This is a genomic window from Cupriavidus sp. 05N40 (assembly GCF_056397305.1).
This window is the reverse complement of the sequence record NZ_JBFTND010000027.1, coordinates 18,387-44,470: the sequence shown is the minus strand read 5'-3', so window position 1 is coordinate 44,470 and position 26,084 is coordinate 18,387. Positions and strand designations below refer to the sequence as shown.

The window sequence follows — 26,084 nt, the reverse complement described above, 5'->3', positions numbered from 1 at the left end:
CGGCCGATCTTCGCCTGGGTGATCGCCATCATCCTGATGCTGTCGGGCCTGGCGGCGACGGTGACGCTGCCGATCGCCCAGTACCCGACCATCGCGCCGCCGGCCATCCAGATCAGCGCGACCTACCCCGGCGCATCGGCCAAGACGSTGGAGRACASCGTCACGCAGGTGATCGAGCAACAGATGAGCGGCCTGGACCACCTGCTCTACCTGGCCTCCACCAGCGACGATTCGGGCACCGCCACCATCACCCTGACCTTCGCCGCCGGCACCAACCCCGACATCGCGCAGGTGCAGGTCCAGAACAAGCTGCAGCTCGCCACGCCGTTGCTGCCGCAGGTGGTGCAGCAGCTCGGCACCAAGGTGACGAAATCGAGCAGCAGCTTCCTGCTGATCCTGGCCTTCGTGTCGCAGGACGGCAGCATGAACCGCTACGACCTGACCAACTACGTGGCCTCGAAGATACTGGACCCGATCAGCCGCATCGACGGCGTGGGCACGGTAACGCTGTTCGGCTCGCAGTTCGCCATGCGGGTCTGGCTCGATGCCACCAAGCTCAACAACTACAGCCTGACCCCGCTCGACGTGAAGGCCGCCGTGCTTGCGCAGAACGTGCAGGTGGCCGGCGGCAGCCTGGGCGGCACGCCTTCCGTGCCCGGGCAGATGCTGCAGGCCACCATCACCGAAGCCACGCTGCTGCAGACGCCGGACCAGTTCGGCAACATCCTGCTCAAGGTCAACACCGACGGCTCCCAGGTGCGCCTCAAGGATGTGGCCCGCATCGAGCTGGGCGGCGAGACCTATAACTTCGACACCAAGTACAACGGGCAACCGACCGCGGCCTTCGGCATCCAGCTGGCCACCGGCRCCAACGCGCTGAATACCGCCAAGTCCATACGCGCCAAGATTGCCGAGCTGCAGCGCTACGCCCCGAACGGGCTGGCGGTGGAATACCCGTACGACATCACGCCGTTCGTCACGCTGTCCATCGAGGAAGTGATCAAGACGCTGATCGAGGGCATCGTGCTGGTGTTCCTGGTCATGTACCTGTTCCTGCAGAACCTGCGCGCCACGCTGATCCCCACCATTGCCGTGCCGGTGGTGCTGCTGGGCACGTTCGCGGTGATGTCGGTGGTGGGCTTCTCGATCAACACGCTGTCCATGTTCGGCCTGGTGCTGGCCATCGGCCTGCTGGTCGACGATGCCATCGTGGTGGTGGAAAACGTCGAGCGGGTGATGGCCGAAGAAGGACTGTCCCCGCGCGACGCCACGCGCAAGGCCATGGACCAGATCACCGGCGCGCTGGTGGGCGTGGCCCTGGTGCTGTCCGCGGTGTTCGTGCCGGTGGCGTTCTCGGGCGGTTCGGTGGGCGCCATCTACCGGCAGTTCTCGCTGACCATCGTGGCCGCCATGATCCTGTCCGTGCTGGTCGCCCTGATCCTCACACCGGCGCTGTGCGCCACCATGCTCGAACCGATTCCCAAGGGCCATCATGACGAGAAGACCGGCTTCTTCGGCTGGTTCAACCGTAATTTCGCCAGGGGCCAGCAGAAGTACCACGGCGGCGTGATCCATGTGATCCGGCGCTCCGGGCGCTGGCTGGTCATCTACGTGCTGGTGATCGTGGCGGTGGGCTACCTGTTCCTGCGCCTGCCCAAGGCCTTCCTGCCCGAGGAAGACCAGGGCACGATGTTCGTGCTGGTGCAGGCACCGGTGGGCTCCACGCAGGAACGGACCGCCAAGGTACTGGCGGACGTGCAGGACTACCTGCTGACGCAGGAGAAGGACGTGGTGGAGGCGGTGCTGACCGTCAACGGCTTCAGCTTCGCGGGCCGCGGCCAGAACTCCGGCCTGGTGTTCGTGCGCATGAGAGACTTCAAGGAACGCGAATCCGCCAACCTGAAGGCGCCGGCGCTGGTGGGCCGCATCTTCGGGCACTTCGCGTCCTACAAGGACGCCAATATCTTCCCGCTGAATCCGCCCTCGATCCCGGAGCTCGGCACCGCAGCCGGCTTCGACTTCGAGTTGCAGGACCGCGCCGGCGTCGGCCACGAGAAGCTGATGGAAGCGCGCAACATGCTGCTCGGGATGGCGGCCAAGGATCCGTTGCTGGCGCAGGTACGCCCCAACGGCCTGAACGACACGCCGCAGTTCAAGGTCAGTATCGACCGCGAGAAGGCCAATGCGCTGGGCATCGACGCCATCAACATCGACCAGACCTTTTCCACGGCCTGGGCCTCGCAGTACATCAACAACTTCCTCGATGTCGACAACCGCATCAAGAAGGTCTACATCCAGGGCGAAGCACGCTTTCGCATGAATCCCGAGGACCTCGGCGCCTGGTATATCCGCAACCAGTCCGGCGGCATGGTGCCGTTTGGCGCGTTCGCCACCGGCAAGTGGATCTACGGCTCGCCCAAGCTGGAACGCTACAACGGCATTCCGGCCGTCGAGATCCAGGGCGCCGCCGCGCACGGCAAGTCGACCGGCCAGGCCATGCAGGCCATCGAAGCCATCGCCGCCAAGCTGCCGGCCGGCATCGGCTACGAATGGACCGGCCTGTCCTACCAGGAAATCCAGTCCGGCTCGCAGGCGCCGATCCTGTACGGCATTTCCATCCTCTTTGTGTTCCTGTGCCTGGCGGCGCTGTATGAAAGCTGGTCGATCCCGTTCTCCGTGATCATGGTGGTGCCGCTCGGCGTGCTTGGCGCATTGCTGGCGGCCACCCTGCGCGGGCTGGAAAACGACGTGTTCTTCCAGGTCGGCCTGCTGACCACCGTAGGCTTGTCGGCCAAGAACGCCATCCTGATCGTGGAGTTCGCGCGCGACCTGCGCGACCAGGGCATGAGCACGCTGGATGCCGCGGTGGAAGCCGCGCGCCAGCGGCTGCGCCCGATCCTGATGACCTCGCTGGCGTTCATCCTCGGCGTGATGCCGCTGGCCGTGAGCAACGGCGCCGGCTCGGGCAGCCAGCACGCCATCGGCACCGGCGTGATCGGCGGCATGGTGACCGCCACCTTCCTGGCCATCTTCATGATCCCGATGTTCTTCGTGGTGATCGGCAAGTTCAGCAAGGTGAAGGCGAAGCCCGGTTCGCACCCCGCGGCCCCGGCGGCGCCGGACGACCCGGGCGGCGGCAGCGACGGCGGCGGCGCGYCGCGGGAGGGCCACTGACATGCGCAGGCACGCACTGATGACGGCCGCCGCGGCCATCCTGGCCGCCGGCTGCACGCTCGCGCCGAAGTACGAGCGCCCCGCGGCGCCGGTGGCGCCCGCCTTCCCCAGCGGGGGCGTCTACGACCAGCAGCCAGGCCCGGCGCAGGACAGCACCGGCGGCACCGTGAGCGCGGGCGCCACGCCGGCGCCGGAGATCGGCTGGCGCGACTTCTTCGCCGATACGCGCCTGCAGCGCATCCTCGAACTGGCGCTGAAGAACAACCGCGACCTGCGCGTCTCGGTGCTCAATATGGAAGCCGCGCGCGCCCAGTACCAGATCACGCGCGCCGCCCTGTTCCCCGCGCTGGACGCGGTGGCCTCGGGCAGCCGTGCGCGCACGCCCGAGAATCTTTCCATCGCCGGCAGGACCATCAGCAGCGAATATTCGGTCGGGCTGAGCGCGTCGTGGGAGATCGATTTCTTCGGCCGCATCCGCAGCCTCAAGGACCAGGCGCTGGCGCAATACCTGGCGCTGGCGCAAACCCGCAAGGCGGCGGAGATCGCGCTGCTGTCGTCGGTCGCGGACCAGTACCTCGCCATGCTTGCCTTCGACGACGCGCTCACCGTCACGCGCAATACGCTGGTGAGCGCGCAGGAGTCGTTCCGCATCACCAAGCTACAGTTCGAGGTCGGTACCGGCTCGGAGCTGGACCTGCGCCAGGCCGAAGGCGTGGTCGAACAGGCCAGCGCCAACCTGGAGTCGCAAAGCCGCCTGCGCGCGCAGGCGGAAAATGCCCTGGTGCTGCTGGTGGGCGAACCGCTGCCGGGCGACCTTCCTCCCGGCCTGCCGCTCAACAGTCAGGCCTTGCTGACGGATATCCCCGCGGGGCTGCCGTCGGACCTGCTGACACGGCGCCCCGACATCGCCGCCGCCGAACAATCGCTGCTGGCCGCCAACGCCAATATCGGCGCGGCGCGCGCGGCCTTCTTTCCGCGGGTCGTGCTCACCGGCAGCGCCGGCACGCTCTCGCCCACGCTGGGCGGCCTGTTCAAGCCCGGCTCCGGCGCCTGGTCGTTCGCCCCGCAGATCACCCTGCCGATCTTCGAAGGCGGCCGCAACATCGCCAACCTCGACCTGGCCCAGGTGCAGAAGCGCATCGAGATCGCCAACTACGAGAAGGCCATCCAGAGCGCCTTCCGCGAAGTCTCCGACGGCCTGGCGGCGCGCGGCACCTTCGACAGGCAGATCCGCTCGCTGGAGCGCTTCACCGGCTCGCAGGAACGCCGGCTGGCATTGTCCGACCTGCGCTACCGCAACGGCGTCGACAGCTACCTGGCCGTGCTGACCGCGCAGACCGACCTCTACAACGCGCAGCAGTTGCTGATTACCGCGCGCCTGCAGCGGCTGACCAACCTGGTGGACCTGTACCAGTTTCTCGGCGGCGGGTGGATCGAACGGGCCGGCGACGCGCCACGGCCAGCGGATGCGCCGGCGGACTACAGCAGCGCGCAGGCGCAGGGGACGTCCACAGCGCCTTAGAAGCGGGGAAGATGTCCGTGCCGGTCCGCGCGCCGCGGGCTTTGAGGCTCCGGGGCCGCGCCTGCCGCAGACCTAGAGGCGCTGGCAGCTATAGGCCTCGGTCCGGTACGGAAAGGCCACGCTGGCCTTGCCGGCCAGTGCCGGGCTGCCGTCGATCACGGCCTGCAGCCGCGCCCGCACCGCGTCCTGTCCGGCGGCGGGCAGCGAGGCGATGAAACTGACCGACATCACCCGGTCGATGATCACTTGCTGCGCCGGCCCGACATGCTCGTAAGGCAGGCTGGCCAGGCCCAGTTCGCCAAACCCTGGGGCGGGAAACACCGCCTTCCAGTCGCCTTTGTAGAAGCGCGGGGCGTCGCCCTCGTAAGGCGTCATGATGGCGGTCAGCTGCGCCACCCAGTCGACCGACTCATCGCGCACGTTCCACACCAGGCCAAGCTTGCCGCCCGGCCGCAGGACGCGTGCGATCTCGGCCATGGCGGCGTGGTTGGCGAACCAGTGGAAGGCCTGCGCGCAGACCACGGCGTCGACGCTGGAATCCGGCAGCGGGATGGCCTCGGCGGTGCCCTCGAGCGCCTGCACGGCCGRCAGCGCGGCGCTGAGCTGGGCGCGCATGGCGGCAACCGGCTCGACGGCGACGACCGTGGCCCCGGTGGCCTGCAGCAGACGGCTGAACTTGCCGGTGCCGGCGCCCAGGTCCAGCACGGTCCTGCCTGCGCGCAAGCCGAGTTCCTGGTCCAGCCAGCCCGCCAGCGCGGGCGGATAGTCCGGGCGTCCGCGGGCGTAGGTATCGGCCTGGCTGGAAAAGCCCTGGGCGGCGGCGTGGTGGATGTCGGTCATGGGTGCGCGGTCTCCGGATGCGGGGAAATGGGCGCTCCGGGCCGAATGCGCTGCGAGGACGGCCCGGGAAGCGGCGGCGCCGGGCGGCGCGCGGTCAAAACCCGGGGAGTCTTGCCGTCGCGGCGGCGGCAAGCCGAGAAATTACGCCGTTCAGGCCGCAATCGCAAGGGCCGGCCGGGTTTTGCGGCGCGCGCATCTCGTGCTACCGTAGCGCAGACTGCATCGGAAGCCCGTGGCTGACCGCCCCCAATTGGACCTCGACAACCTGTTCTTCATTGGTTTCATGGCAGCCGGCAAGTCCACCATCGGCAGGAAGGTGGCGCGCCGGCTCGGACGGCCTTTTTTCGATTGCGACCACGAAATCGAAGCACGCTGCGGCGTGCGCATCGCGACGATCTTCGAGCTGGAGGGCGAGGAAGGCTTCCGCGAGCGCGAAACCCGCATGCTCGACGAGCTGACCCGGCACCGGGGCATCGTGCTGGCCACCGGCGGCGGCGCGGTGCTGCGCGCGGAAAACCGCGCGATGCTGCGCTCGCGCGGCTGCGTGGTCTACCTCAGCGCCTCGTCCGCCGAACTATGGCATCGCGCGCGYCGCAACCAGAACCGGCCGCTGTTGCGAGGCGCCAATCCGCGCGCCACGCTCGAAGCCCTTTACCTGCTGCGCGACCCGCTCTATCGCGAGACGGCGCACCTGGTCATGCCTTCTCACGGCGATAGCGTGGCGAATGCAGCCACCAGGGTGATCGAGCGGCTCGGGCTCGGGCTCGACGGCCAGGCCGGATTGCCGCACACGGATCCGGAGCCAGGCTGACCCGCCGGCGCCGGCGCCGGGAGAGGCCGCCCCGGGGGCATCCATCAATGCTGCATGCCCCAGCGCCGCACCGTCACGCGCTCGAGCGTGCGGAACACCAGGTTCTCCACCAGCAGGCCGATCAGGATCACCATGGCCAGGCCGGCGAAGACGCGGTCGGTGTACAGCTCGTTGCGGTTCTGGAAGATGTACCAGCCCAGCCCGCCCTTGCCCGACGACGCGCCGAACACCAGTTCCGCCGCGATCAGCGTGCGCCAGGCGAAGGCCCAGCCGATCTTCAGGCCCGACAGGATGGCCGGCAGCGCCGCCGGCACCAGGATCAGCAGCACGTAGCGCAACCCGCGCAGGCCGTAGTTGCGCCCGGCCATGCGCAGCGTGGCCGGCACGCCGCGAAAGCCCGCATAGGTATTGAGAGCGAGCGGCCACAGCACCGAGTGGATCAGCACGAACACCAGGCTCTTGCTGCCGAGCCCGAACCACAGCAGCGCCAGCGGCAGCAGCGCGATGGCCGGCAACGGATTGAACATGGACGTGAGGGTATCCAGTACATCGCGGCCAAGCTCGGTGGAAACGGCCGCCGTGGTCAGCACGAAGGCCAGCACGATGCCGCCGGCATAGCCCTGCAGCAACACGGAGAGCGACACGCCCGCCTTGGACAGCAGCTCCCCGTTGCCGATGCCTTCGGCAAACGCGCGCGCGGTGGCAAGGAAGGTGGGCAGCAGCAGGTCGTTGTCCTGCACGCGGGCGATGGCCTCCCACAGGCAGGCCAGCACCACCAGGATCAGGGTCTTGCGCAGCCAGCCCTGCTGCCACAGGCGCTGCGGCCAGGGCAAGGCGCGCGCCACCGGCAAGGCGGTGAAGGGTTCGAGCTTGCGCTCGTATTCGGGGCGCACCACGGTGGTGGCGGCGAGGCTTGGGGTCGCTTGGCTCATGATCGGTCCTGGCGGGCGCTCAGCGCGCCTGCGCGGTGCGTGCCGGCGCGCTCGCCGCATGCGGCGCTTCGTCGAACAGCAGGTGGTGGATGCGCTGGGCGGTGGCCTGGAATTCCGCGCCGCCCTGGCTGGCGAGGTCGTACTGGTGGCTGTTCAGCTCGGCCCGCACGCGGCCCGGATGCGGCGACAGCAGCAGGATGCGGCTGCCCACCACCAGCGCTTCCTCGATGGAGTGGGTGACGAACAGCAGCGTGAAGGCCGCGTCCTGCCACAGCGCCAGCAACTCTTCCTGCATGCGCCGGCGCGTGAGCGCGTCGAGCGCGGCGAAGGGCTCGTCCATCAGCAGTACCTTGGGCCGCATTGCCAGCGCGCGCGCGATGGCCACGCGCTGCTTCATGCCGCCCGACAAGGTATGCGGGTAGGCATCGGCAAACTGCGCCAGCCCTACCTTCTCGAGAAAATGCAGCGCGCATTCCGAGGCCTCGCGGCGCGACATGCCGCGCGAACGCACCAGCGGGAACATTACGTTCTGCCGCACGGTCTTCCACGGCGGCAACTGGTCGAACTCCTGGAACACCACGATGCGGTCCGGGCCCGGCGCGCGCACCGGCACGCCGTCGAGCCGGATCTCGCCCTCGCACGGCGGCACGAAGCCGGCCACCGCCTTGAGCAGCGTCGACTTGCCGCAGCCCGACGGGCCCAGCAGCACGAAGCGGTCCGCCGCGTGCACGTCGAAGCTGACCTGGTGGGTGGCGCGCACCACGCGCTCGGGGGTGCGGTACTCGAGCGAGACACCGTCGACCTGCAACAGCGGCGCGGCGCCCGTGGTCGCGCGGGTGGAAACCACGCGCAGAGGCTGCACGGACATATCAGCTACCTTGTGCGGTGACCGGATCCTGGAAGAAATAGTCCTGCCAGGATTTCGGCTGATTGCGGATGGCGCCTACGCGGTGCATGAACTCGGCCAGCGCGAAGGTGTTCTGCGGCGCCACCTTGAACTGCACCTGCGGGTTCTTCAGGATCCTGACCAGCAGCGCGCGGTCGATCTTGGCCTTGTTGACGCGGATATACAGGTCGGCCGCCGCTTCCGGATTGGCGGTGGCGAACTTCGCGGCTTCGGCCAGCGCGTCGACGAAGGCGCGGTAGGTCTTGGGGTTGTCGTTACGGAATTTCTCGGTGGCGTACAGCACCGTGGCCGAGCTCGGGCCGCCCAGCACGTCGTACGAATTCAGCACGATGCGCGCGTTGGGATTGCCGGCCAGTTCCTGTTCCTGGAACGGCGGGTTGCCGAAGTGGCCGCTGATCTCGGTACCGCCGGCGATGATGGCGGCAGCCGCGTCCGGGTGCGGCACGGCCACCGTCCATTTGTCCAGGCGATTGAATTCCTTGTCGCCCCACTGCTTGGCCGCGGCCAGTTGCAGTACGCGCGACTGCACCGAGACCGACACCGCCGGCAGCGCGATGCGGTCCTTGTCGGTAAAGTCCGCGATGGTCTTCACCTTGGGATTGTTGCTGACCAGGTAGTAGGGAAAGTTGCCCAGCGACGCCACGCCCTTCACGTTCTGCTTGCCGTGCGTGCGGTCCCACACCGTCAGCAGGGGCCCCACGCCGGCGCCGGCGATGTCGATGGCGCCCGACAGCAGCGCATCGTTGATGGCCGCGCCGCCCGAGAGCTGGGTCCACTCCACCTTGATGTCCACGCCCTGCTGCTTGCCGTGCTTCTCGATCAGTTGCTGGTCGCGCGCCACGTTGAGCAGCAGGTAGACCACGCCGAACTGCTCGGCGACGCGGATCTTGCCTTCGGCATGGGCCGCGCCCGTGACCGCCATGCCGGTGGCCAGCGCCAGCGCGACGGCGCCGCGCTGCCAGCGGGCGGGAAAGAAGCGGGAACGAAACAGGGACATGCGGGACACTCCGTTGGATTCTGGACAGGAAGACCGGGTAAGGAAGACGACGGCGCCGCCTGGGCGCCGGCATCGGGGAAAGGCTCAGACCGGCAGGTCGCCCTCGATGGTGGTGCGGTACATCACGCGGCGCATCTCCGGCGGGCAGCCGGCGGCCAGGTGCAGCAGCGAGCGGTTGTCCCAGAACACCAGGTCGTGCGCCTGCCATTGATGGCGGTAGATATGCTCGGGCTTCACGCTGTGCGCGAACAGTTGCGCCAGCAGGTCGCGGCTTTCATCTTCCGGCAAACCTGCGATGCGCGTGGTGAAGTGCTCGCTGACAAAGAGCGCGCGGCGGCCGGTTTCCGGATGCGTGCGCACCACCGGCTGCAGCACCGGCGCCACCTGCGCGATCTGCTCCGGCGTCAGGTTGGGCCGCCACGGGCTGCGCTGCTGCAGCTCGGCGTACTTGGCCAGGTAAGTGTGCTCGGCCTTGCGCCCTTCCACCGCCGTCTTCAGGTGCGCGGGCAGGGTGTCCCACGCCACATGCATATTGGCAAACAAGGTATCGCCGCCTTCGGCGGGCAGTTCCTGCGCATGCAGCAGCGAGCCGAGGCTCGGCTTCTCCTTGTACGAGAGATCGGAATGCCAGAAATGCCCCGCATCACCCAGGCCGATCGGCTTGCCGTCCTTGAGCACGTTGGAGACGATCAGGATTTCCGGATGTCCGGCCAGCTGGAACTGATGCAGCACATGGATCTGCAGCGGGCCGAAGCGGCGGCTGAAGGCGATCTGCTGGTCGGGCGTGATGCGCTGGTCGCGAAACACCACCACGTGGTAGTCGAGATGCGCGCGATGGATGCGTGCGAAGTCCTCGGCCGAGAGCGGCGCGGACAGGTCCAGGCCGACGATCTCGGCGCCCAGCGGGGCATCGAAGGGACGGATCTCGAAAGTGCCGGGGCGGGCTGAAAGCGCTGCGCTGGCTGGCGTGCTCGGCGCGGTGTGGGTTCCAATCGTCATGACGGGCTCGGGGGTACGAAAGTGCGGTCTGATCTATGCGGATCTATGCGGATCTATGCGGATCTATGCGGACCGGTAGGTGCGGTGCCATGCTCCGGCAAAAGGAGTGCCCCGCACTGCTTGGTTTCAAGCCTTGCACTTTAGTGACCACCGGGTAGTGCGGTCAACGAAGGATAGTGGCGGGTCTTATCTGTTTATCGCATATCGCCTGGCCGATACGCTCAGGATCCCCCGACCTTGCCGTCCACCACGAAGCCATCGCGATTGGGCATGCGCACGCGCGGCAACGAGCGCGCGTCCAGCACGGCGTCGTCCCGCACGATCCCGTTCAGGTAGAGCAGGTAGGCCGTCACCGAATAGACTTCCTCCGGCTTCAGGCTCTGCGGCGCGTTGTAGGGCATGGCCCGGTTGATGAAATCGAACACCGTGGTCGCATACGGCCAGAAGCTGCCGATGGTCTTCAGTGGCGGCTTGCCTCCCTCCTGCGCGTTGTTCAGCGTCCCCTGCCCGCCGACCAGCGCGTCTGCCGGCTTGCCTTCTCCCTTGAGGCCGTGGCACGCGGCGCACTGGCTCTCGTACACCTGCTTGCCGCGCAGGACCGTGCCGCTGCCGGGCGGCAGTCCGGCGCCGTCCGGGGTGACATCGATATTCCAGGCCGCCAGGTCATGCGCGCTGGCGGGCTTGCCGAGATTGTAGGTTTGCGCGTGCGCGCCGCAAGCGGCGAGCGCGAGCAGCCACGCGGCGAGCCGCGGGTGCGATGACTCAGGCGCGTGCATTGGCGACCCTCCCGTCGGCGGACACGCGCCAGGCCTGGATCGCGTTGTAGTGATAGGTGGACTCGTAGCCGCGCTGCGCGACCAGTTGATCGGGCAAGGGCTGCACGTTGCCGGCCTCGTCGACGGCGCGGCTCTGCAGCACCGCGGGGCCGCCATCCCAATGCCACGGCAGGCGAAAGCGCGTGAGCGCGCGGTCCAGCACGGGATCCTGCAATTGCGCCTGGCTCCAGCTGCGCCCGCCGTCGACGCTGACATCGACGCGCTTCACGCGGCCGTGGCCGCTCCACGCCAGGCCGGAGATCTCGTAGAAGCCCTTGTCGCGCAATTGATGGTCGGGTGCGGGAAAGGTGATGACGGACTTGACGTCCATCAGGAAGGTGAACTGGCGCGCGCTGCCGTCGGGCAGCGAATCGGTGTACTTGGAGGTCTCCTCGCGCGTCATGAACGGCGCGCGGCCCAGCTTCAGGCGGCGCAGCCACTTGATGCTCATATTGCCTTCGAAGCCGGGCAGGAACAGCCGCAGCGGATAGCCATGCTCGGGCCGCAGCATCTCGCCGTTCTGCGCGTAGACCAGCAGCGCATCCTGCTGCAGCTTGGCCAGCGGCACGCTGCGTGTCATGGACGCGGCATCCGCGCCTTCAGCCAGGACCCAGGCGGCCTCCGGCCGCACGCCCACTTCTTCCAGCACCACCGAGAGTGGCACGCCGGTCCATTCGCAGCATGACAACAGGCCATGGCTGAGCTGCACCGAGGAGGCGCTGGGCGCGCGCCACTCGCGGCCGGTATTACCCGAGCACTCCAGGAAATGGATGCGCGACACCGAAGGCAGGCGCACCAGGTCCTCCATGGTGAAGATGCGCGGCCGGTCGACCAGGCCATGCACGGCAAGCCGGTGCTGCGCCGGATCGATCAGCGGGATGCCGGCGTGGTGGCGCTCGAACACCAGCCCGGTCGGCGTGATGATGCCGCGCAGGTCCTGCAGCGGCGTCATCGACGAGTTGGCGCCGGGCATCGGTGCCGCGCCGCGGTTGCGGCGGATCACGTTTTTCTCGAAGTCCGAGGGCTGGCCGTAGGCGCGCCACAACACCGGCTCGCCGGGCGTGCGCGACCATGGCGGCACGCTCAACGCCTGCGCCTGCGCCTGCGCCGCCGCGGGCGCGCCGGCGGCAAGCGCGCCGGCGCCCAGGGCACCGGCCGCGCCAAGGCCTGCGCCGTGCCGCAGGAAGCGGCGCCGCGCGAGCTGCGGGGGCATTTTCTTGTTGTTCTCGTTGGTCATTGGCTTTGCTCTTGCGCGTGGGCTCGTGTCGGCGGCGCATCGGAAATGGCGCACTCTAAGCCAGCGCGCACCCGCGCGGAAGGAAGGAAAACGCATGCGCATATGCGCTGCGCCACCGCGCCGCGCCGCACCGGTGCATATGCGCGCAGCCGATAACCAAAGCCAAAAACATTCCTTCTGCCGCGCCGCGGGCGCCGCGTATCTTGGGAGCCGTCGATGAACTTCTCACTGCTTTGCACAGGAACCCGAACACAATGGCACTCACGCGACGAAGCCTGCTTAAACGCCTTGCCTGGTCCGGCCTCGGTGCCGCCGCCGCGTCCAGCCCGCTGAGCGTATTCAGCGCCACCGGCGCCGCCCGCCCGGAAGTGATCCGCATCGGCGTGGCGCAACCCGCCACCGGCACCCCGCCCAGCTTCGCCGGCAGCTCGATGGCCATCGCGCATGCGCGCGGCTGGCTGGAAGAAGCGTTCAAGCCAGCCGGCACGCGCGTCGAGTGGTTCTTCTTCAAGGGCGCGGGCCCGGCGGTGAATGAAGCGCTCAGCACGAAGCAACTGGATTTCGCCATGCAGGGCGACCTGCCCGCCATCGTGGCGCGCGCGGCGGGCCTGAAGACACGGCTGATACTGGCCACCGGCGTGCGCACCAATATCTATATCGGCGTGCCGCCGGACTCACCGCTCAAGACCGTGGCGGACCTGCGCGGCAAGCGCGTGTCGCTGTTCAAGGGCACCAATATGCATCTGCCGGCGCTGCGCCTGCTCGAGGCCAACGGCCTCGGCGAGAAGGACCTGCGCCTGCTCAACCTGGACACCGCCAGCTATCTCGCCGCGCTCACCACGCGCGACCTGGATGCCGCCATCGGCGCGATGGACATCCTGCGCCTGCGCGACAAGGGCGCGGTGCGCATCCTCTATTCGAGCAAGAACCAGTCACCCGTCTATACGCGCCAGAGCCATGTGCTGGTAACCGACGACTTCGCCGGCAAATACCCGGAGGCCACCCAGCACCTGGTCAAGGCCGCGGTGCAGGCCGCGCGCTGGTCCTCCGACGAGAAGAACCGCGAAGACGTGCTGCGCACCTGGGCACGCGCCGGCACGCCGTACGAACACTGGAAGGAAGACTATGAAGGCGAGCCGCTGCGCGTGCGCCTGAACCCCAATTTCGATCCCTTCCTGGTGGGCCGCTACAAGGATGCCACCGAGCAGGCCTACCGGCTGCGCCTGTCGCGCGCCAAGTTCGATGTGGACCAGTGGATCGACACGCGCTTCCTCAAGGCCGCGCTGGACGACCTGAGCCTGCAGAGCTACTGGCCGGTCTACCAGCCCAACGGCAAGATCCTCGGAGCCTGACGCAATGGCGGCCAACGAGACCCTGACGCTGCCCGGGCAGGCCGGCGCGGCCTCCGTAGCGGATATCGAGCCAGGGCGCGCCTGGCGCCCCGGGCGGCAACACCTGGCGTGGCTGCTGGCCTGGCCGTTGCCGCTGGCGCTGCTGCTGGCCTGGTACGTGGCGGCACGCTTCGAATGGATTCCCCCGCAGGTACTGCCCGCGCCCGACGCGGTGTGGCACACGCTGAGCGATCTCTACGCGAGCGGCGAGCTGCAGGCCAACCTGGCCGTGAGCGCGGTGCGCGTGGCCGGCGGCTTTGCCCTCGGCCTGGCCGGCGGCCTCGCGCTGGGCGTGGCGATGGGCCTGTCGCCGAACTTCCGCGACTACGTCTATCCCACCTTCAAGGCCTTCAGCCAGGTGCCGGTGCTGGGATGGCTGCCACTGCTGATGCTGCTGGTGGGCATCGACGAGGCGCTCAAGATCATCCTGATCGCCAAGGCCTCGCTGGTGCCGATCGCGCTCAATACCTACAAGGGCATCCAGAACGTGCCCACGCGCTATATCGAGGTGGCGCGCGTGCTGCGCTTCACGCGCTGGCAGATGTTGTCGCGCGTGGTGTTCCCCGCGGCCGCCGCGCCGATCTGGAACGGCATCCGCTACGGCCTCACGCATGCATGGCTGGCACTGGTGGTGGTGGAGCTGCTGGCCTCGTCCGAGGGGCTGGGCTACATGATCGTGTACGGCCGCCAGCTGTTCCAGCTCGACATGGTGATCGCCGCGGTGATCGTGGTGGGGGTGGTCGGCTTCGCGCTGGACAAGGCGCTGGCACTGGCCGAGGCGGCGGTGCTGCGCTGGCGCAAGCCCGGTCTCTGAAGCAACCGAAGCGAAGGACCCAAGATGACAGAATCGTTTGCGCGCACCCTGCGCACCCTGCGCATTCCCCGGCCGCTGCGCGGCTGGATCCTGCCGCTTGCCCTGGTGGTGCTGTGGTGGGCCGCGGTGCGCTTCGGCTGGAGCACCTCGCCGCTGCTGGTGCCGGTCTCCAAGGTATGGGACACGGCGGTGCAGCAGGTGCGCAGCGGCGCCCTGTTCGACGCGCTGCGCGCCAGCCTGTGGCGCGACCTCGCCGGCTTCGCGCTGGGCGCCAGCGTTGGCCTGCTGTTCGGCGCCGCGCTGGGGCTCTCGCGCCTGCTCGAGCAGGTGGCCGGGCCGACCTTCCACACCGTCAAGCAGATCTCGCTGTTCGCGTGGATCCCGCTGATCTCGGTGTGGTTCGGGCTTGGCGATACGGCCAAGGTCGTGTTCCTCTCGCTGGCGGCCTTCTTTCCGGTGGTGCTCAACACCTTCGAGGGCATCCGCGGCGTGCCGGCCGATCTGCTGGAAGTGGCGCGCGTGCTGAAGTACTCGCGCTGGCAGGTGCTGCTGCGCGTGGTGCTGCCGGCGGCCTCGCCGTCGATCTTCGCCGGCATCCACCTGGCGCTGATCTATGCGTGGCTGGCCACGCTCGGCGCCGAGTACCTGCTGGTGGCCGGCAAGGGCATCGGCAACACCATGGTCGACGGCCGCGAGAACTTCTGGATGGACCTGGTGCTGTTCGGCGTGATCGTGGTGGGGCTGGTCGGCTTCACGCTGAACTGGCTCGCCAGCCGCATCGAGGGTCGCCTGCTGGCATGGCGCGGCCGCTCCGTCGCGGCATTCTAGGAGGCACGATCAGAGAGATCCCGGAGGCGTTGCGCGGCCTTGCCGCACCCGCCTGCACTGTCAGCGGCCGCGCGCCTGGCCGGGCCCGCTTCGCTTCTCTCTGATCGCGCCGCCCACCCAATTCCTCTTCGCACTACCGAACACTTTTCCGGAGAACCACATGGCCCACGCCGGCACGCTCAGCATCGAGCACCTGCGCAAGCAATACCAGGTCAAGGGCGCGCCCCTGCCTGTTCTTGAGGACATCACGCTGTCGATCGCCCCGGGCGAGTTCGTCAGCATCGTCGGCGCCAGCGGCTGCGGCAAATCCACCCTGCTGCGGCTGGTGGTCGGCCTGGAGGAGGACTACAAGGGCGAGATCCTGCTCGACGGCAAGCGCGTGGCCGGCACCAGCCTGGACCGCGGCATCGTGTTCCAGGAGCACCGGCTGTTCCCGTGGCTGACGGTGGAGCAGAACATCCGCATGGCCCTGCTCAACGCCAACCTCACCGAGACCGACAAGCGCCGCACCGTGCGCGAGCATATCGAGCTGGTGGGCCTTGCCGGCTTCGAGACCGCCTTCCCGCACCAGCTCTCCGGCGGCATGTCGCAGCGCGTGGCGATCGCGCGCGCACTGGTCACGCGCCCCGAGATCCTGCTGCTCGACGAGCCGTTCGGCGCGCTCGACGCGCTCACCCGCGCCTATCTCCAGCAGGAGCTGCACCGCATCTGGCAGGCCGAGGGCATCACCATGATCCTGGTCACCCACGACGTGGAGGAAGCCATCTACCTGGGCGACCGCGTGGTGGTGATGGAGCCGCGCCCGGGCCGCATCCGGCGCATCCTGCCGGTGCCGCTGGCACACCCGCGCGACCGCGCCTCCGCGTCCTTCGCGCGCGTCAAGGACGATGTGCTGCAGGAGTTCACCGGGCGCCCGGCCGATCTCGCCGAAGCGCCGATCAAGCGCGAGCCGGATGTGGACGCCACCCGGCTGCCGCCCCATATCCGCTTCGCGATCTGACGTACCCGCCGCACGCAAGATACCCACAGGAGAATCTCATGACCCAGCAGCAAGCCGCAACGCAAGTCGAACTCGACATCCACCCGGTAGCCGGGCGCATCGGCGCGGAGATCCGCGGCCTGCGCCTGGCGCCGGATCTCGATTCCGCCACCTTCGGCGCCGTGCGCGCGGCCCTGCTGCGCCACAAGGTACTGTTCTTCCGCGGCCAGGATCACCTGGACGATGCCGCGCAGGAAGGCTTCGCCAGCCGCTTCGGCACGCCGGTGCCCCATCCCACCGTGCCTTCGCGCGACGGCACGCGCTTCCTGCTCGAACTCGATTCCGAGCACGGCGGGCGCGCCAACTCGTGGCATACCGACGTCACCTTCGACCTGGCCTATCCCCAGGTTTCGGTGCTGCGCGGCGTGACCATCCCGGCCGCCGGCGGCGACACCGTATGGGCCAACACGGCCGCCGCCTACCAAGATCTGCCCGAAAGCCTGCGCGAGCTGGCCGACCGCCTGTGGGCGCTCCACACCAACGACTACGACTACGCCGCCACCCGCAACACGGTCAGCACCGAAGCCATCAAGCGCTACCGCGAGGTCTTCACCTCGGCCATCTACGAAACCGAGCACCCGGTGGTGCGCGTGCACCCGGAAACCGGTGAACGCACGCTGGTGCTGGGGCACTTCGTCAAGAAGCTGCTGGGCTATTCGGCCTCCGACTCGCAACACCTGGTGGCCGTGCTGCAGGACCACGTGCACCGGCTGGAGAACACCGTGCGCTGGCGCTGGCGCGCGGGCGACGTGGCGATCTGGGACAACCGCKCSACCCAGCACTACGCCATCAACGACTACGGCGATGCCAAGCGCGTGGTGCGGCGGGTCACCATTGCCGGCGATGTGCCGGTCAGCGTGGACGGCCGGCACAGCATATCGGTCAAGTCGGGTGCCCCGAAGCACGGCGAATCCGCCAACCATGCGGGGGCCGCCCGCGCCGCTGCGTAAGCGGCCCGGACCGATCCCGGAGTCATCGATGAGCCAGACAACACCGCGGCGCCAGCTCAGCCTGGGCGCCTTCCTGCAAGCCACCGGCCACCACGTGGCCGGCTGGCGTCACCCCGGCGCCGAGCCCGATGCCGGGCAAAGCCTGGCCCACTATGTGCGGCTGGCACAGCGCGCCGAGGCCGCCGCCTTCGACACGATATTCCTGGCCGACGGCGTGGCGATCCGCACGCTCGACGACACCACCCTGCCGCGCAGCGCGCGTGCCGCCACCTTCGAGCCGCTCACGCTGCTGTCGGCGCTGGCGGCGGTGACGCAGCGCATCGGCCTGGTGGCGACCGTCTCCACCACCTACAACGAGCCCTTCCACGTGGCGCGCAAGTTCGCCTCGCTCGACCACCTCAGCGGCGGGCGCGCCGGCTGGAACGTGGTCACCTCGTGGTCCGACGCGGAAGCACGCAACTTCAGCCTCGACAAGCATCCCGAGCACGCCGACCGCTACGCGCGCGCCGAGGAATTCGTCGACGTGGTGACGGGCCTGTGGGACACGTGGGAAGACGACGCCTTTCTCTACGACAAGGACAGCGGCCTGCATTTCGACGCGGACAAGCTGCGCGCGCTCGATCACCATGGCAGGCACTTCCAGGTGCGCGGCCCGCTCAACGTCTCCCGCCCGCCGCAGGGCCATCCGGTGATCGTACAGGCCGGTTCGTCCGAGGCCGGCCAGGAACTGGCCGCGCGCACCGCCGAAGTCATCTTCACCGCGCAGCAATCACTCCAGGACGCGCGCGCGTTCTACCAAGGTCTCAAGGGCCGGATGGCGCGTTATGGCCGCTCGCCCGACCAGCTCAGGATCATGCCCGGCGTGTTCCCGGTGATCGGCCGCAGCGAGGCCGAGGCAAAGGAAAAGTTCGAGGAGCTGCAGAGCCTGATCCACCCGGCCGTCGGCCTCGCCCTGCTATCGCAGAACCTCGGCGGCGTGGATCTGTCAGGCTACCCGCTCGACGGCCCGCTACCCGACGACCTGCCCGAGCCCAACGGCGCCAAGAGCCGCTTCCAGCTGGTGACGGGCCTGGCCCGCAAGGAGGGGCTGACGATCCGACAGCTCTACCTGCGCGTGGCCACCGCGCGCGGGCACTGGTCCATCCACGGCACGCCGCAGAGCATCGCCGACCAGCTCCAGGCATGGTTCGAAGGCGGCGCCGCCGACGGCTTCAACATCATGCCGCCGTGGCTGCCGGGCGGACTCGATGACTTCATCGAACTGGTGTTGCCCGAACTGCGCCGCCGCGGGCTGTTCCGCGAGCGCTACGAAGGCACCACGCTGCGCGAGCACCTGGGGCTGGCGCGGCCGGTGCATCCGCGCGCGGCGGCGCAACAGCGGGCGGCGTAGGAGGCCGGTTCAAGAAGCGCCGGGCGTCGTTGCGCGGCCTTGCCTTGCCCGCTCTCCTGGCCGGGACCGCTTCGCTTCATCCAGGACAAGCTCCAAGGCAGGAAAGGCGGAAAAGCCGGAAAAGGCGGCGAACGCCGCCGTCCGTCCCCGGAAACGACAAAGGCGGCCCGCAGGCCGCCTTTGTCGCTACACCGGGAGGAAGACTCTCAGTGCACCATCATGTTGCTGTTCATGTTGTGCATGATCCACAGCGAACCGGCGACCACGATCACCAGGATCAGCGCGGTGAAGGCCAGGGCCATCACGTTCCAGCGCTGCTCCGAGGAGCGGTCCATGTGCAGGAAGTACACCAGGTGCACGACGATCTGCACCACGGCCAGGCCGAGGATGACGGCCAGCGTGGTGGCGCCGTCCAGCGTGCCGCCCATCACCAGCTTGAACGGGATGACGGTCAGGATGACCGCCAGCACGAAGCCGATGACATAGCCCTTGACGCTGCTGTGGCTGGCGCCGCCGGCGCTGGTGCCATGCGCGCCGTGGCCGGCGGTCGAGACGTTGCTGTGTTCCATTACATCGCTCCCATCAGGTAGACCACGGTGAACACGCCGATCCAGACGATGTCCAGAAAGTGCCAGAACAGCGCGAAGCAAGCCAGGCGCTTGTTCATGGTCGGCGTCAGGCCCTTGCGGGCGATCTGCCAGATCAGCACGGCCATCCACAGCAGGCCGCTGGCCACGTGCAGGCCGTGGGTGCCGACCAGCGTGAAGAACGACGACAGGAAAGCGCTGCGGCCAGGGCCCGCGCCTTCGGCGATCATGTGATGGAACTCGTTGATTTCCATGCCGATGAAGGCCACGCCGAACAGGAAGGTGATGGCCAGCCAGAACTGCAGGCGGGCCTTCTGGCCGTTGTGCAGGGCGACCATCGCCATGCCCGAGGTCAGGCTGGAGAACAGCAGCAGGAAGGTCTCGACCAGGACGTAGTTCAGTTCGAACAGTTCCTTGCCCGAGGGGCCGCCCGCCACTTCACCGCGCAGCACCGCGAAGGCGGCGAACAGACCGGCGAAGATGATGCAGTCGCTCATCAGGTAGACCCAGAAGCCGAACACGGTGTTGGCGCTGGTGTCGTGATGGGCGTGGTCGTGCGAATGGTCATGGGCATGCGCCGGGGCGGCATGCGCGGAATGACGGTCTAGGACTTGTGTAGACATAGGTTTCAGGCCTGCGACGCGACGCGCTGGAAGTGAGTCTTTTCGACTGCCTCGACTTCGCGTGCGGGCACGTAGTAGTCGATATGGTCGTCGTTGCTGCGGAAGATGAAGGACACGATCATGCCCACCAGGCCCACGACGGCCAGCCACCAGATATGCCACGTGGCCGCGAAGCCCAGCACGAAGCTGAACGCGCCCATGTAGAAGCCGGCGCCGGTGTTCTTCGGCATGTGGATCTGCTCGTAGTGCGCTTCCTGCTTGGGCAGCTCGCCACGGGCCTTCATGTCGGCGAAGGCGTCCAGGTCACGCACCACCGGGGTGTGCGCGAAGTTGTAGAACGGCGGCGGCGACGAAGTGGCCCACTCGAGCGTGCGGCCATCCCACGGGTCGCCCGTGACGTCGGCCAGCGCCTTGCGGTTACGCACGCTCACCACGATCTGCAGCACCTGGAACACGATGCCCAGGCCGATCAGCGCGGCGCCGGCCACGGCCGTGTACAGGAACGGGTTCCAGGCCGGGTTGTCGGTGTGGTTCAGGCGACGGGTCATGCCCATGAAGCCGAGCACGTACAGCGGCATGAAGGCCACGTAGAAGCCCACCAGCCAGCACCAGAAGGCGCACTTGCCCAGGCGCTCGTCGAGCTTGAAGCCGAAGGCCTTCGGGAACCAGTAGGTGATGCCGGCCAGGTAGCCGAACAGCACGCCGCCGATGATCACATTGTGGAAGTGGGCGATCAGGAACAGGCTGTTGTGCAGCACGAAGTCGGCTGCGGGCACGGCCATCAGCACGCCGGTCATGCCGCCGATCACGAAGGTGAYCATGAAGCCCAGCGTCCACAGCACCGGCGTGGTCATGCGTACGCGGCCGCGGTACATGGTGAACAGCCAGTTGAAGATCTTCACCCCGGTCGGGATGGAGATGATCATGGTGGTGATGCCGAAGAACGCGTTCACGCTGGCGCCGGAGCCCATCGTGAAGAAGTGGTGCAGYCAGACCAGGAACGACAGCACCATGATGGCCGCGGTCGCGTACACCATGCCCTTGTAGCCGAACAGCTTCTTGCCGGAGAACGTCGAGATGATCTCGGAGAAGATACCGAACGCCGGCAGGATCAGGATGTACACCTCGGGGTGGCCCCAGATCCAGATCAGGTTCACGTACATCATGGCGTTGCCGCCCATCTCGTTCGTGAAGAAGTGCATGCCGAGATAGCGGTCAAGACCCAGCAGGCCCAGCGAGACGGTCAGCACCGGGAAGGCGGCGATGATCAGCACGTTGGTGCACAGCGCGGTCCAGGTAAACACCGGCATGCGCATCAGGGTCATGCCCGGGGCGCGCATCTTGAGGATGGTGACCAGGAAGTTCACGCCGGTGAGCAAGGTGCCCAGGCCCGAGATCTGCAAGCTCCACAGGTAGTAGTCCACCCCCACGCCAGGGCTGAACTGCAGGCCCGACAGCGGCGGATAGGCCAGCCAGCCGGTGCGCGCGAACTCGCCGACGCCCAGCGAGACGTTGACCAGCATGGCGCCGGCCACGAACAGCCAGAAGCTCAGCGTGTTGAGGAACGGGAAGGCCACGTCGCGCGCGCCGATCTGCAGCGGCACGACCAGGTTCATCAGGCCCGTCATCAGCGGCATGGCCACGAAGAAGATCATGATCACGCCGTGGGCGGTGAAGATCTGGTCGTAGTGCTCGGGCGGCAGGATGCCCGGCGAGCCGTTGGTGGACAGCGCCAGTTGCGTGCGCATCATGATGGCGTCGGCAAAGCCGCGCAGCAGCATGATCATCGCCACGGCGGAATACATGATGCCGATCTTCTTGTGGTCGACCGAGGTGAACCATTCATTCCACAACCAACCCCACTTGCGGGTATAGGTAATCAGCGCGAACAGCGCCAGACCACCCAGTGCCACCATCGACAACGTGCCCATGACGATGGGCTCGTGGAACGGAATGGCATCCAAACTCAATTTGCCAAACATCTTTACTCCTAGGAATTCGAGCCCGGCGCCGGCAGGGCGGGCGCGGCCATGGACACCTGGCTGGTGCCGAGGGTGTTGCGCGAGGTGCAGACAGGACCGAACGAGGTACCGTTTCCGGCGATGGCGCCGCCGGTGCCGTCCATGTACTTGTGCAGGATGCCGTGGAACAGCTGCGGATCGACCTTGGCGAACATCGCCACGGGTTCCTTCTCGCTGGGCTTGGCCAGTTGTTCGTAGTCAGCCAGGGTCAGCTCGCGCGACGAGGCGCGTACCTGCTTGACCCATTGCTCGAAGTCGAAGTTCGACACGGCCTTGGCCTTGAACTTCATGCCCGAGAAGCCGCCGCCGCTGTAGTTGGCGGACATGCCGTCGTAGGTGCCGGCTGCGTTGGCGATCAGGTGCAGCTTGGTCTCCATCCCGGCCATCGCGTAGATCTGGCTGCCCAGTTGCGGGATGAAGAACGAGTTCATGATCGAATCGGACGTGATCTTGAAGTTCACCGGCGTATTGACCGGGAACGCGATCTCGTTGACGGTGGCGATATGCAGTTCGGGGTAGATGAACAGCCACTTCCAGTTCAGCGCCACGGCCTCGATGGTGATCGGCTTGACGTCGGATTCGATGGGCTTGTACGGGTCCAGGTCGTGCGAGGACTTCCACGTGATGATGCCCAGCACCAGGATGATCAGGCACGGGATCAGCCACACCACCACCTCGATACCGGTGGAGTGGGACCAGTTCGGTTCGTAGCGGGCGTTCTTGTTGCTGGCCCGGTATTTCCAGGCGAAGGTGAATACCAGGACGATCACCGGCACCACCACCAGCAGCATCAGCCAGGTCGCGATCAGGATGATGGATTTCTCGTCGGCGCCGATCTGGCCCTTGGGATCTAGCACGGTCATGTTGCAGCCGGCCAGCAACAGGCCGCCGCAGGGCAGGAACCGCGTCCAACGCGGAAGTTTGGGTATCTTCATGTCACGACTGGTTGTGTAGGCCACGGAACGACGGCGCGGCGCAGTTTTGCCGCCTAGGCGCGAGCGAAAGGCAGCCTTAAGGCTTGGGGGAAAACGGGAAACCTGGTTAAGCGACCTGCTTGCCCGGCGAGGCGCCAATCAACGGCAGACTGGCTTGATCCTTGTAGGACGGGGCTAGCAGGCTGGCTCGGTCCTTGTAGGACGGAGCACCGTGGGACTGCGGCGGTCCACACAGAAGGATGCCGCGCTCGCGATACCCATCACGCCTGCCGGTGCGGCAAACGTGGTTTCTGGCTGAGAATCGCGGTACGTCAGACATCGTGGCCGCGAATCTACCGCATTGCAGCAACGAGGGTAAACCCGGAACCTGGAACACACTGTTCGGTTAATCGGACAATGCACCATCTTTCGCGATCACGCCGCCAACGGCTCGCTTGTCAGAAAATTCTGCGAGTGCGTCAAGGTGTCGCAGGGTGCGCACCCTTGAAAGCAGTTGCACAAATCACAACGTGCGCGCGGCGTCGCGCGCCGGCGCCGGCGGCCCACGCTCTGACCCCCGGCGACCCCGGCAGTTCTATCCAAATGCAATAAGCTTCGTTCCCCTCGCGCCGCGATTTCGCAACCATGGGGCCGGCCCGGATCCCTCCCGATCCCCGACCCCACCCGGAGAAAATCGCATGACCCTGTTGCGCAACTGGCCCCGCCGCCTTGGCCTCGCCCTGTCCTTCGCCGCCCTCTCCTGCGCCGCCCTGTCCTGGTCCGCGACCGCTGGCGCCGCCGAACAGTCCGTGCGCGTGGGCTACCAGAAAGCCGGCCTGCTCGCCGTGCTCAAGGCCCAGGGCTCGCTCGACAAGAAGCTCGCGCCGCTGGGCTACAAGGTGGAGTGGAAGGAATTCCCCGCCGGCCCGCAGCTGCTCGAGGCGCTCAATGCCGGCAGCATCGACTTTGGCTACACCGGCGCGCCGCCCGCCGTGTTCGCCCAGGCCGCCCGGGCCAACTTCGTCTACGTCGGCGCGGAGCCCGGCGGCAAGACCAACGAGGCGCTGTTCGTGCTGGACAAATCGCCGGTGCGCACCGTGGCCGATCTCAAGGGCAGGCGCGTCGCGCTGCAAAAGGGTTCCAGTTCCAACTACCTGCTGGTGCAACTGCTCAAGAAGAACGGCCTGAGCCTGCAGGACATCCAGCCGATCTACCTGCCGCCCGCCGATGCGCGCGCCGCCTTCGAAAGCGGCAACGTGGACGCCTGGGTGGTGTGGGATCCGTACTATGCGCTCGCGCAGAAGGCGCTCAAGGTGCGCACCATCGCCGACTACGAAGGCGTGCCCTCGCCCTTCAACTTCTACGAAGCCGCCGGCGGCTTCGTCAAGGCACAGCCCCAGGTCGTCAACGCCATCCTCGAACAACTGCGCACCACCGGCCTGTGGGTGGCGAAGAACCCCGGCGAGACCGCCGCCCTGCTCGCCCCCGCCGTGGGCCTGGACGTGCAGGTGGTGGAGGCCTGGCTCAAGCGCGTGCCCTACGGCGCGATCCCGGTCACGCCGGAAGTGGTGGCCGTCCAGCAGCAGGTGGCCGACCTGTTCCACCAGCAAAAGCTGATTCCCGCCGCCCTCCAGGTCAGGGACAACGTCTGGCAGGCCACCTTCCCGCTCGCCAGCCAATGACCCCGGCCAGCCGCCGGCCGGGCATGGCGGCCGGCGCCGGGTGCGATCACCGGCCGCCGCCATGGCAAGCGCCAACCCGCGCTGCTACCATGCCCGCTCCCGGGCGGCGTCCAGCCACCAAGTCATCCAAGAAGTCATCCGCGACGTAATCCACGACGTCTTCCACGACGTAATCCACCTGGAAATCCAACAAGAAAAGACTATGAAAATCGAGACGATTGCAGTCCACGGCGGCTACTCCCCCGACCCCACCACCCGCGCGGTGGCCGTGCCGATCTACCAGACCGTGGCTTACGCCTTCGACAATGCGCAGCACGGCGCCGACCTGTTCGACCTCAAGGTGCCCGGCAATATCTACAGCCGCATCATGAACCCCACCAACGACGTGCTCGAGCAGCGCCTGGCCGCGCTCGAGGGCGGCGTGGGCGCGCTGGCGCTGGCGTCCGGCATGGCGGCCATCACCTACGCCATCCAGACCATCGCCGAAGCCGGCGACAACATCATCTCGGCCAGCCAGCTCTACGGCGGCACCTACAACCTGTTCGCCCACACGCTGCCGCTGTCCGGCATCGAGACACGCTTCGCCGACGGCCGCAACCCCGCCGCCTTCGGCGACCTCATCGACGAGCGCACCAAGGCCATCTTCGTCGAATCGGTCGGCAATCCGCTCGGCAACATCGTCGACATCGCCGCCATTGCCAAGGTGGCCCACAACCACGGCATCCCGCTGATCGTCGACAACACCGTGCCGTCGCCCTACCTGTGCCGGCCCTTCGAGCATGGCGCCGACATCGTCGTGCACTCGCTCACCAAGTACCTGGGCGGCCACGGCAACAGCGTGGGCGGCGCCATCGTCGACAGCGGCAAGTTCCCCTGGGCCGAGCACAAGGCGCGCTTCAAGCGCCTGAACGAACCCGATGTGTCCTACCACGGCGTGGTCTACACCGAAGCGCTCGGCGCCGCTGCGTACATCGGCCGCGCGCGCGTGGTACCCCTGCGCAATACCGGCGCCGCGCTGTCGCCGTTCAACGCCTTCCTGATCCTGCAAGGCATCGAGACCCTGGCCCTGCGCCTGGACCGCATCACGGAAAACGCGCTGGCCGTGGCGCGCCACCTCAAGGCCAGCCCCAAGGTCGAATGGGTCAACTTCGCCGGCCTGCCCGAGCACCCGGACCACGCCCTGGTGCAGCGCTACCTCGGCGGCCGCGGCCCCGGCATCCTCTCCTTCGGCCTCAAGAGCGGCGGGCGGGAAGCCGGCGCACGTTTCCTCGATGCGCTGCAGTTGTTCACCCGCCTGGTCAACATCGGCGACGCCAAGTCGCTGGCCACGCACCCCGCATCCACCACGCACCGCCAGCTCGACGCAGCGGAACTGAAGGCCGCCGGCGTGAGCGAAGACATGGTGCGCCTGTCGATCGGCATCGAGCATATCGACGACCTGCTGGAAGACCTGGACCGCGCGCTGGCAGCTGCCTGACGCCGCTGCCGGTCCGCCCCCTCTCCCGCCCGGCGGGAGAGGGCCGGGGAAGCGGCCAGGCGCATCGCCTGCCTGCATCGCCTGCTTATTCCCCGACGTAATATCACCATGCGCATTAACTCGTTCCTTGCGCA

22 protein-coding genes are annotated in these 26,084 nt (G+C 67.5%); 11 read left to right on the top strand and 11 right to left on the bottom strand.

Annotated features, from left to right (window positions below; genetic code table 11):
• Both AC1DO7_RS08865 and AC1DO7_RS08860 read left to right on the top strand, forming a co-directional pair.
• Window positions 1-3,174 (top strand): efflux RND transporter permease subunit (locus tag AC1DO7_RS08865; protein ID WP_477116010.1); only part of this gene is annotated, 3,174 nt, incomplete at its 5' end.
• 1 nt (window position 3,175) lies between these two features.
• Window positions 3,176-4,696: an efflux transporter outer membrane subunit gene (locus AC1DO7_RS08860; protein ID WP_441615095.1), complete on the top strand. Its 1,521-nt coding sequence runs from the start codon at window positions 3,176-3,178 to the stop codon at window positions 4,694-4,696.
• Window positions 4,697-4,768: 72 nt separating this feature from the next.
• On the opposite strand, the gene AC1DO7_RS08855 is transcribed toward AC1DO7_RS08860, so the two are convergent.
• Window positions 4,769-5,536, bottom strand: a complete 768-nt coding sequence (locus AC1DO7_RS08855) for a class I SAM-dependent methyltransferase (protein WP_477116009.1) — start codon at window positions 5,534-5,536, stop codon at window positions 4,769-4,771.
• A 283-nt stretch (window positions 5,537-5,819) separates the two neighbouring features.
• Here AC1DO7_RS08855 and AC1DO7_RS08850 point away from each other — a divergent pair, with 283 nt between their 5' ends.
• Window positions 5,820-6,347: a shikimate kinase gene (locus AC1DO7_RS08850; RefSeq protein ID WP_441615115.1), complete on the top strand. Its 528-nt coding sequence runs from the start codon at window positions 5,820-5,822 to the stop codon at window positions 6,345-6,347.
• Between the two features lie 44 nt (window positions 6,348-6,391).
• On the opposite strand, the gene AC1DO7_RS08845 is transcribed toward AC1DO7_RS08850, so the two are convergent.
• From AC1DO7_RS08845 to soxC, 6 genes are all read right to left on the bottom strand, one after another.
• Window positions 6,392-7,279 carry an ABC transporter permease gene (locus AC1DO7_RS08845; protein ID WP_441615099.1) on the bottom strand — a complete coding sequence of 296 codons (888 nt, stop codon included), beginning with the start codon at window positions 7,277-7,279 and terminating at the stop codon, window positions 6,392-6,394.
• 19 nt (window positions 7,280-7,298) lie between these two features.
• Window positions 7,299-8,147 carry an ABC transporter ATP-binding protein gene (locus AC1DO7_RS08840; protein ID WP_441615101.1) on the bottom strand — a complete coding sequence of 283 codons (849 nt, stop codon included), beginning with the start codon at window positions 8,145-8,147 and terminating at the stop codon, window positions 7,299-7,301.
• A 1-nt stretch (window position 8,148) separates the two neighbouring features.
• A complete protein-coding gene (locus tag AC1DO7_RS08835; protein ID WP_441615103.1) occupies window positions 8,149-9,183 on the bottom strand; it encodes an ABC transporter substrate-binding protein in 1,035 nt (344 codons plus the stop codon).
• Window positions 9,184-9,267: 84 nt separating this feature from the next.
• Window positions 9,268-10,182: a TauD/TfdA dioxygenase family protein gene (locus tag AC1DO7_RS08830; RefSeq protein WP_441615105.1), complete on the bottom strand. Its 915-nt coding sequence runs from the start codon at window positions 10,180-10,182 to the stop codon at window positions 9,268-9,270.
• Window positions 10,183-10,403: 221 nt separating this feature from the next.
• The gene (locus AC1DO7_RS08825) at window positions 10,404-10,958 is read right to left on the bottom strand and encodes a c-type cytochrome (protein ID WP_441615107.1); all 555 of its coding nucleotides are present in this window, start codon (window positions 10,956-10,958) and stop codon (window positions 10,404-10,406) included.
• Window positions 10,945-12,234, bottom strand: a complete 1,290-nt coding sequence (soxC, locus tag AC1DO7_RS08820; RefSeq protein ID WP_477116008.1) for a sulfite dehydrogenase — start codon at window positions 12,232-12,234, stop codon at window positions 10,945-10,947. The genes AC1DO7_RS08825 and soxC overlap by 14 nt, the downstream gene beginning before the upstream one ends.
• 254 nt (window positions 12,235-12,488) lie before the next feature.
• Between soxC and AC1DO7_RS08815 the strand changes: the two genes are divergently transcribed.
• The 6 genes from AC1DO7_RS08815 to AC1DO7_RS08790 all read left to right on the top strand — a co-directional run bounded on the left by AC1DO7_RS08815 (window position 12,489) and on the right by AC1DO7_RS08790 (window position 18,646).
• Window positions 12,489-13,586 carry an ABC transporter substrate-binding protein gene (locus AC1DO7_RS08815; RefSeq protein WP_441614342.1) on the top strand — a complete coding sequence of 366 codons (1,098 nt, stop codon included), beginning with the start codon at window positions 12,489-12,491 and terminating at the stop codon, window positions 13,584-13,586.
• A 4-nt stretch (window positions 13,587-13,590) separates the two neighbouring features.
• The gene (locus AC1DO7_RS08810; RefSeq protein ID WP_441614340.1) at window positions 13,591-14,439 is read left to right on the top strand and encodes an ABC transporter permease; all 849 of its coding nucleotides are present in this window, start codon (window positions 13,591-13,593) and stop codon (window positions 14,437-14,439) included.
• Window positions 14,440-14,463: 24 nt separating this feature from the next.
• Complete coding sequence (locus tag AC1DO7_RS08805; protein WP_441614338.1) at window positions 14,464-15,267, top strand: ABC transporter permease; 804 nt, start codon at window positions 14,464-14,466, stop codon at window positions 15,265-15,267.
• Window positions 15,268-15,427: 160 nt separating this feature from the next.
• Window positions 15,428-16,267 carry an ABC transporter ATP-binding protein gene (locus AC1DO7_RS08800; RefSeq protein WP_441614336.1) on the top strand — a complete coding sequence of 280 codons (840 nt, stop codon included), beginning with the start codon at window positions 15,428-15,430 and terminating at the stop codon, window positions 16,265-16,267.
• Between the two features lie 38 nt (window positions 16,268-16,305).
• Complete coding sequence (locus AC1DO7_RS08795; protein ID WP_477116007.1) at window positions 16,306-17,256, top strand: TauD/TfdA dioxygenase family protein; 951 nt, start codon at window positions 16,306-16,308, stop codon at window positions 17,254-17,256.
• Between the two features lie 28 nt (window positions 17,257-17,284).
• Window positions 17,285-18,646 carry an LLM class flavin-dependent oxidoreductase gene (locus AC1DO7_RS08790; protein WP_441614332.1) on the top strand — a complete coding sequence of 454 codons (1,362 nt, stop codon included), beginning with the start codon at window positions 17,285-17,287 and terminating at the stop codon, window positions 18,644-18,646.
• Between the two features lie 206 nt (window positions 18,647-18,852).
• Here AC1DO7_RS08790 and AC1DO7_RS08785 read toward each other — a convergent pair whose 3' ends face one another.
• Genes AC1DO7_RS08785 through cyoA form a run of 4 tightly spaced genes read right to left on the bottom strand, consistent with a single transcriptional unit; the run spans window position 18,853 to window position 22,812 of the window.
• Window positions 18,853-19,215, bottom strand: coding sequence for a cytochrome o ubiquinol oxidase subunit IV (locus tag AC1DO7_RS08785; RefSeq protein WP_441614330.1), 363 nt, complete (start codon window positions 19,213-19,215; stop codon window positions 18,853-18,855).
• Window positions 19,215-19,856 (bottom strand): cytochrome o ubiquinol oxidase subunit III, encoded by a 642-nt coding sequence (gene cyoC, locus AC1DO7_RS08780; RefSeq protein ID WP_441614328.1) that lies wholly within the window; start codon window positions 19,854-19,856, stop codon window positions 19,215-19,217. Before cyoC ends, AC1DO7_RS08785 begins: the two co-directional genes overlap by 1 nt.
• 5 nt (window positions 19,857-19,861) lie before the next feature.
• Window positions 19,862-21,838, bottom strand: coding sequence for a cytochrome o ubiquinol oxidase subunit I (gene cyoB, locus AC1DO7_RS08775; RefSeq protein WP_477116006.1), 1,977 nt, complete (start codon window positions 21,836-21,838; stop codon window positions 19,862-19,864).
• An 8-nt stretch (window positions 21,839-21,846) separates the two neighbouring features.
• The gene (cyoA, locus tag AC1DO7_RS08770) at window positions 21,847-22,812 is read right to left on the bottom strand and encodes a ubiquinol oxidase subunit II (RefSeq protein WP_441614324.1); all 966 of its coding nucleotides are present in this window, start codon (window positions 22,810-22,812) and stop codon (window positions 21,847-21,849) included.
• Window positions 22,813-23,489: 677 nt separating this feature from the next.
• Here cyoA and AC1DO7_RS08765 point away from each other — a divergent pair.
• Window positions 23,490-24,473 (top strand): aliphatic sulfonate ABC transporter substrate-binding protein, encoded by a 984-nt coding sequence (locus AC1DO7_RS08765; RefSeq protein WP_441614322.1) that lies wholly within the window; start codon window positions 23,490-23,492, stop codon window positions 24,471-24,473.
• A gap of 202 nt (window positions 24,474-24,675) precedes the next feature.
• Window positions 24,676-25,950, top strand: coding sequence for an O-acetylhomoserine aminocarboxypropyltransferase/cysteine synthase family protein (locus AC1DO7_RS08760; RefSeq protein WP_441614320.1), 1,275 nt, complete (start codon window positions 24,676-24,678; stop codon window positions 25,948-25,950).
• The last annotated feature ends 134 nt before the right edge of the window (window positions 25,951-26,084 follow it).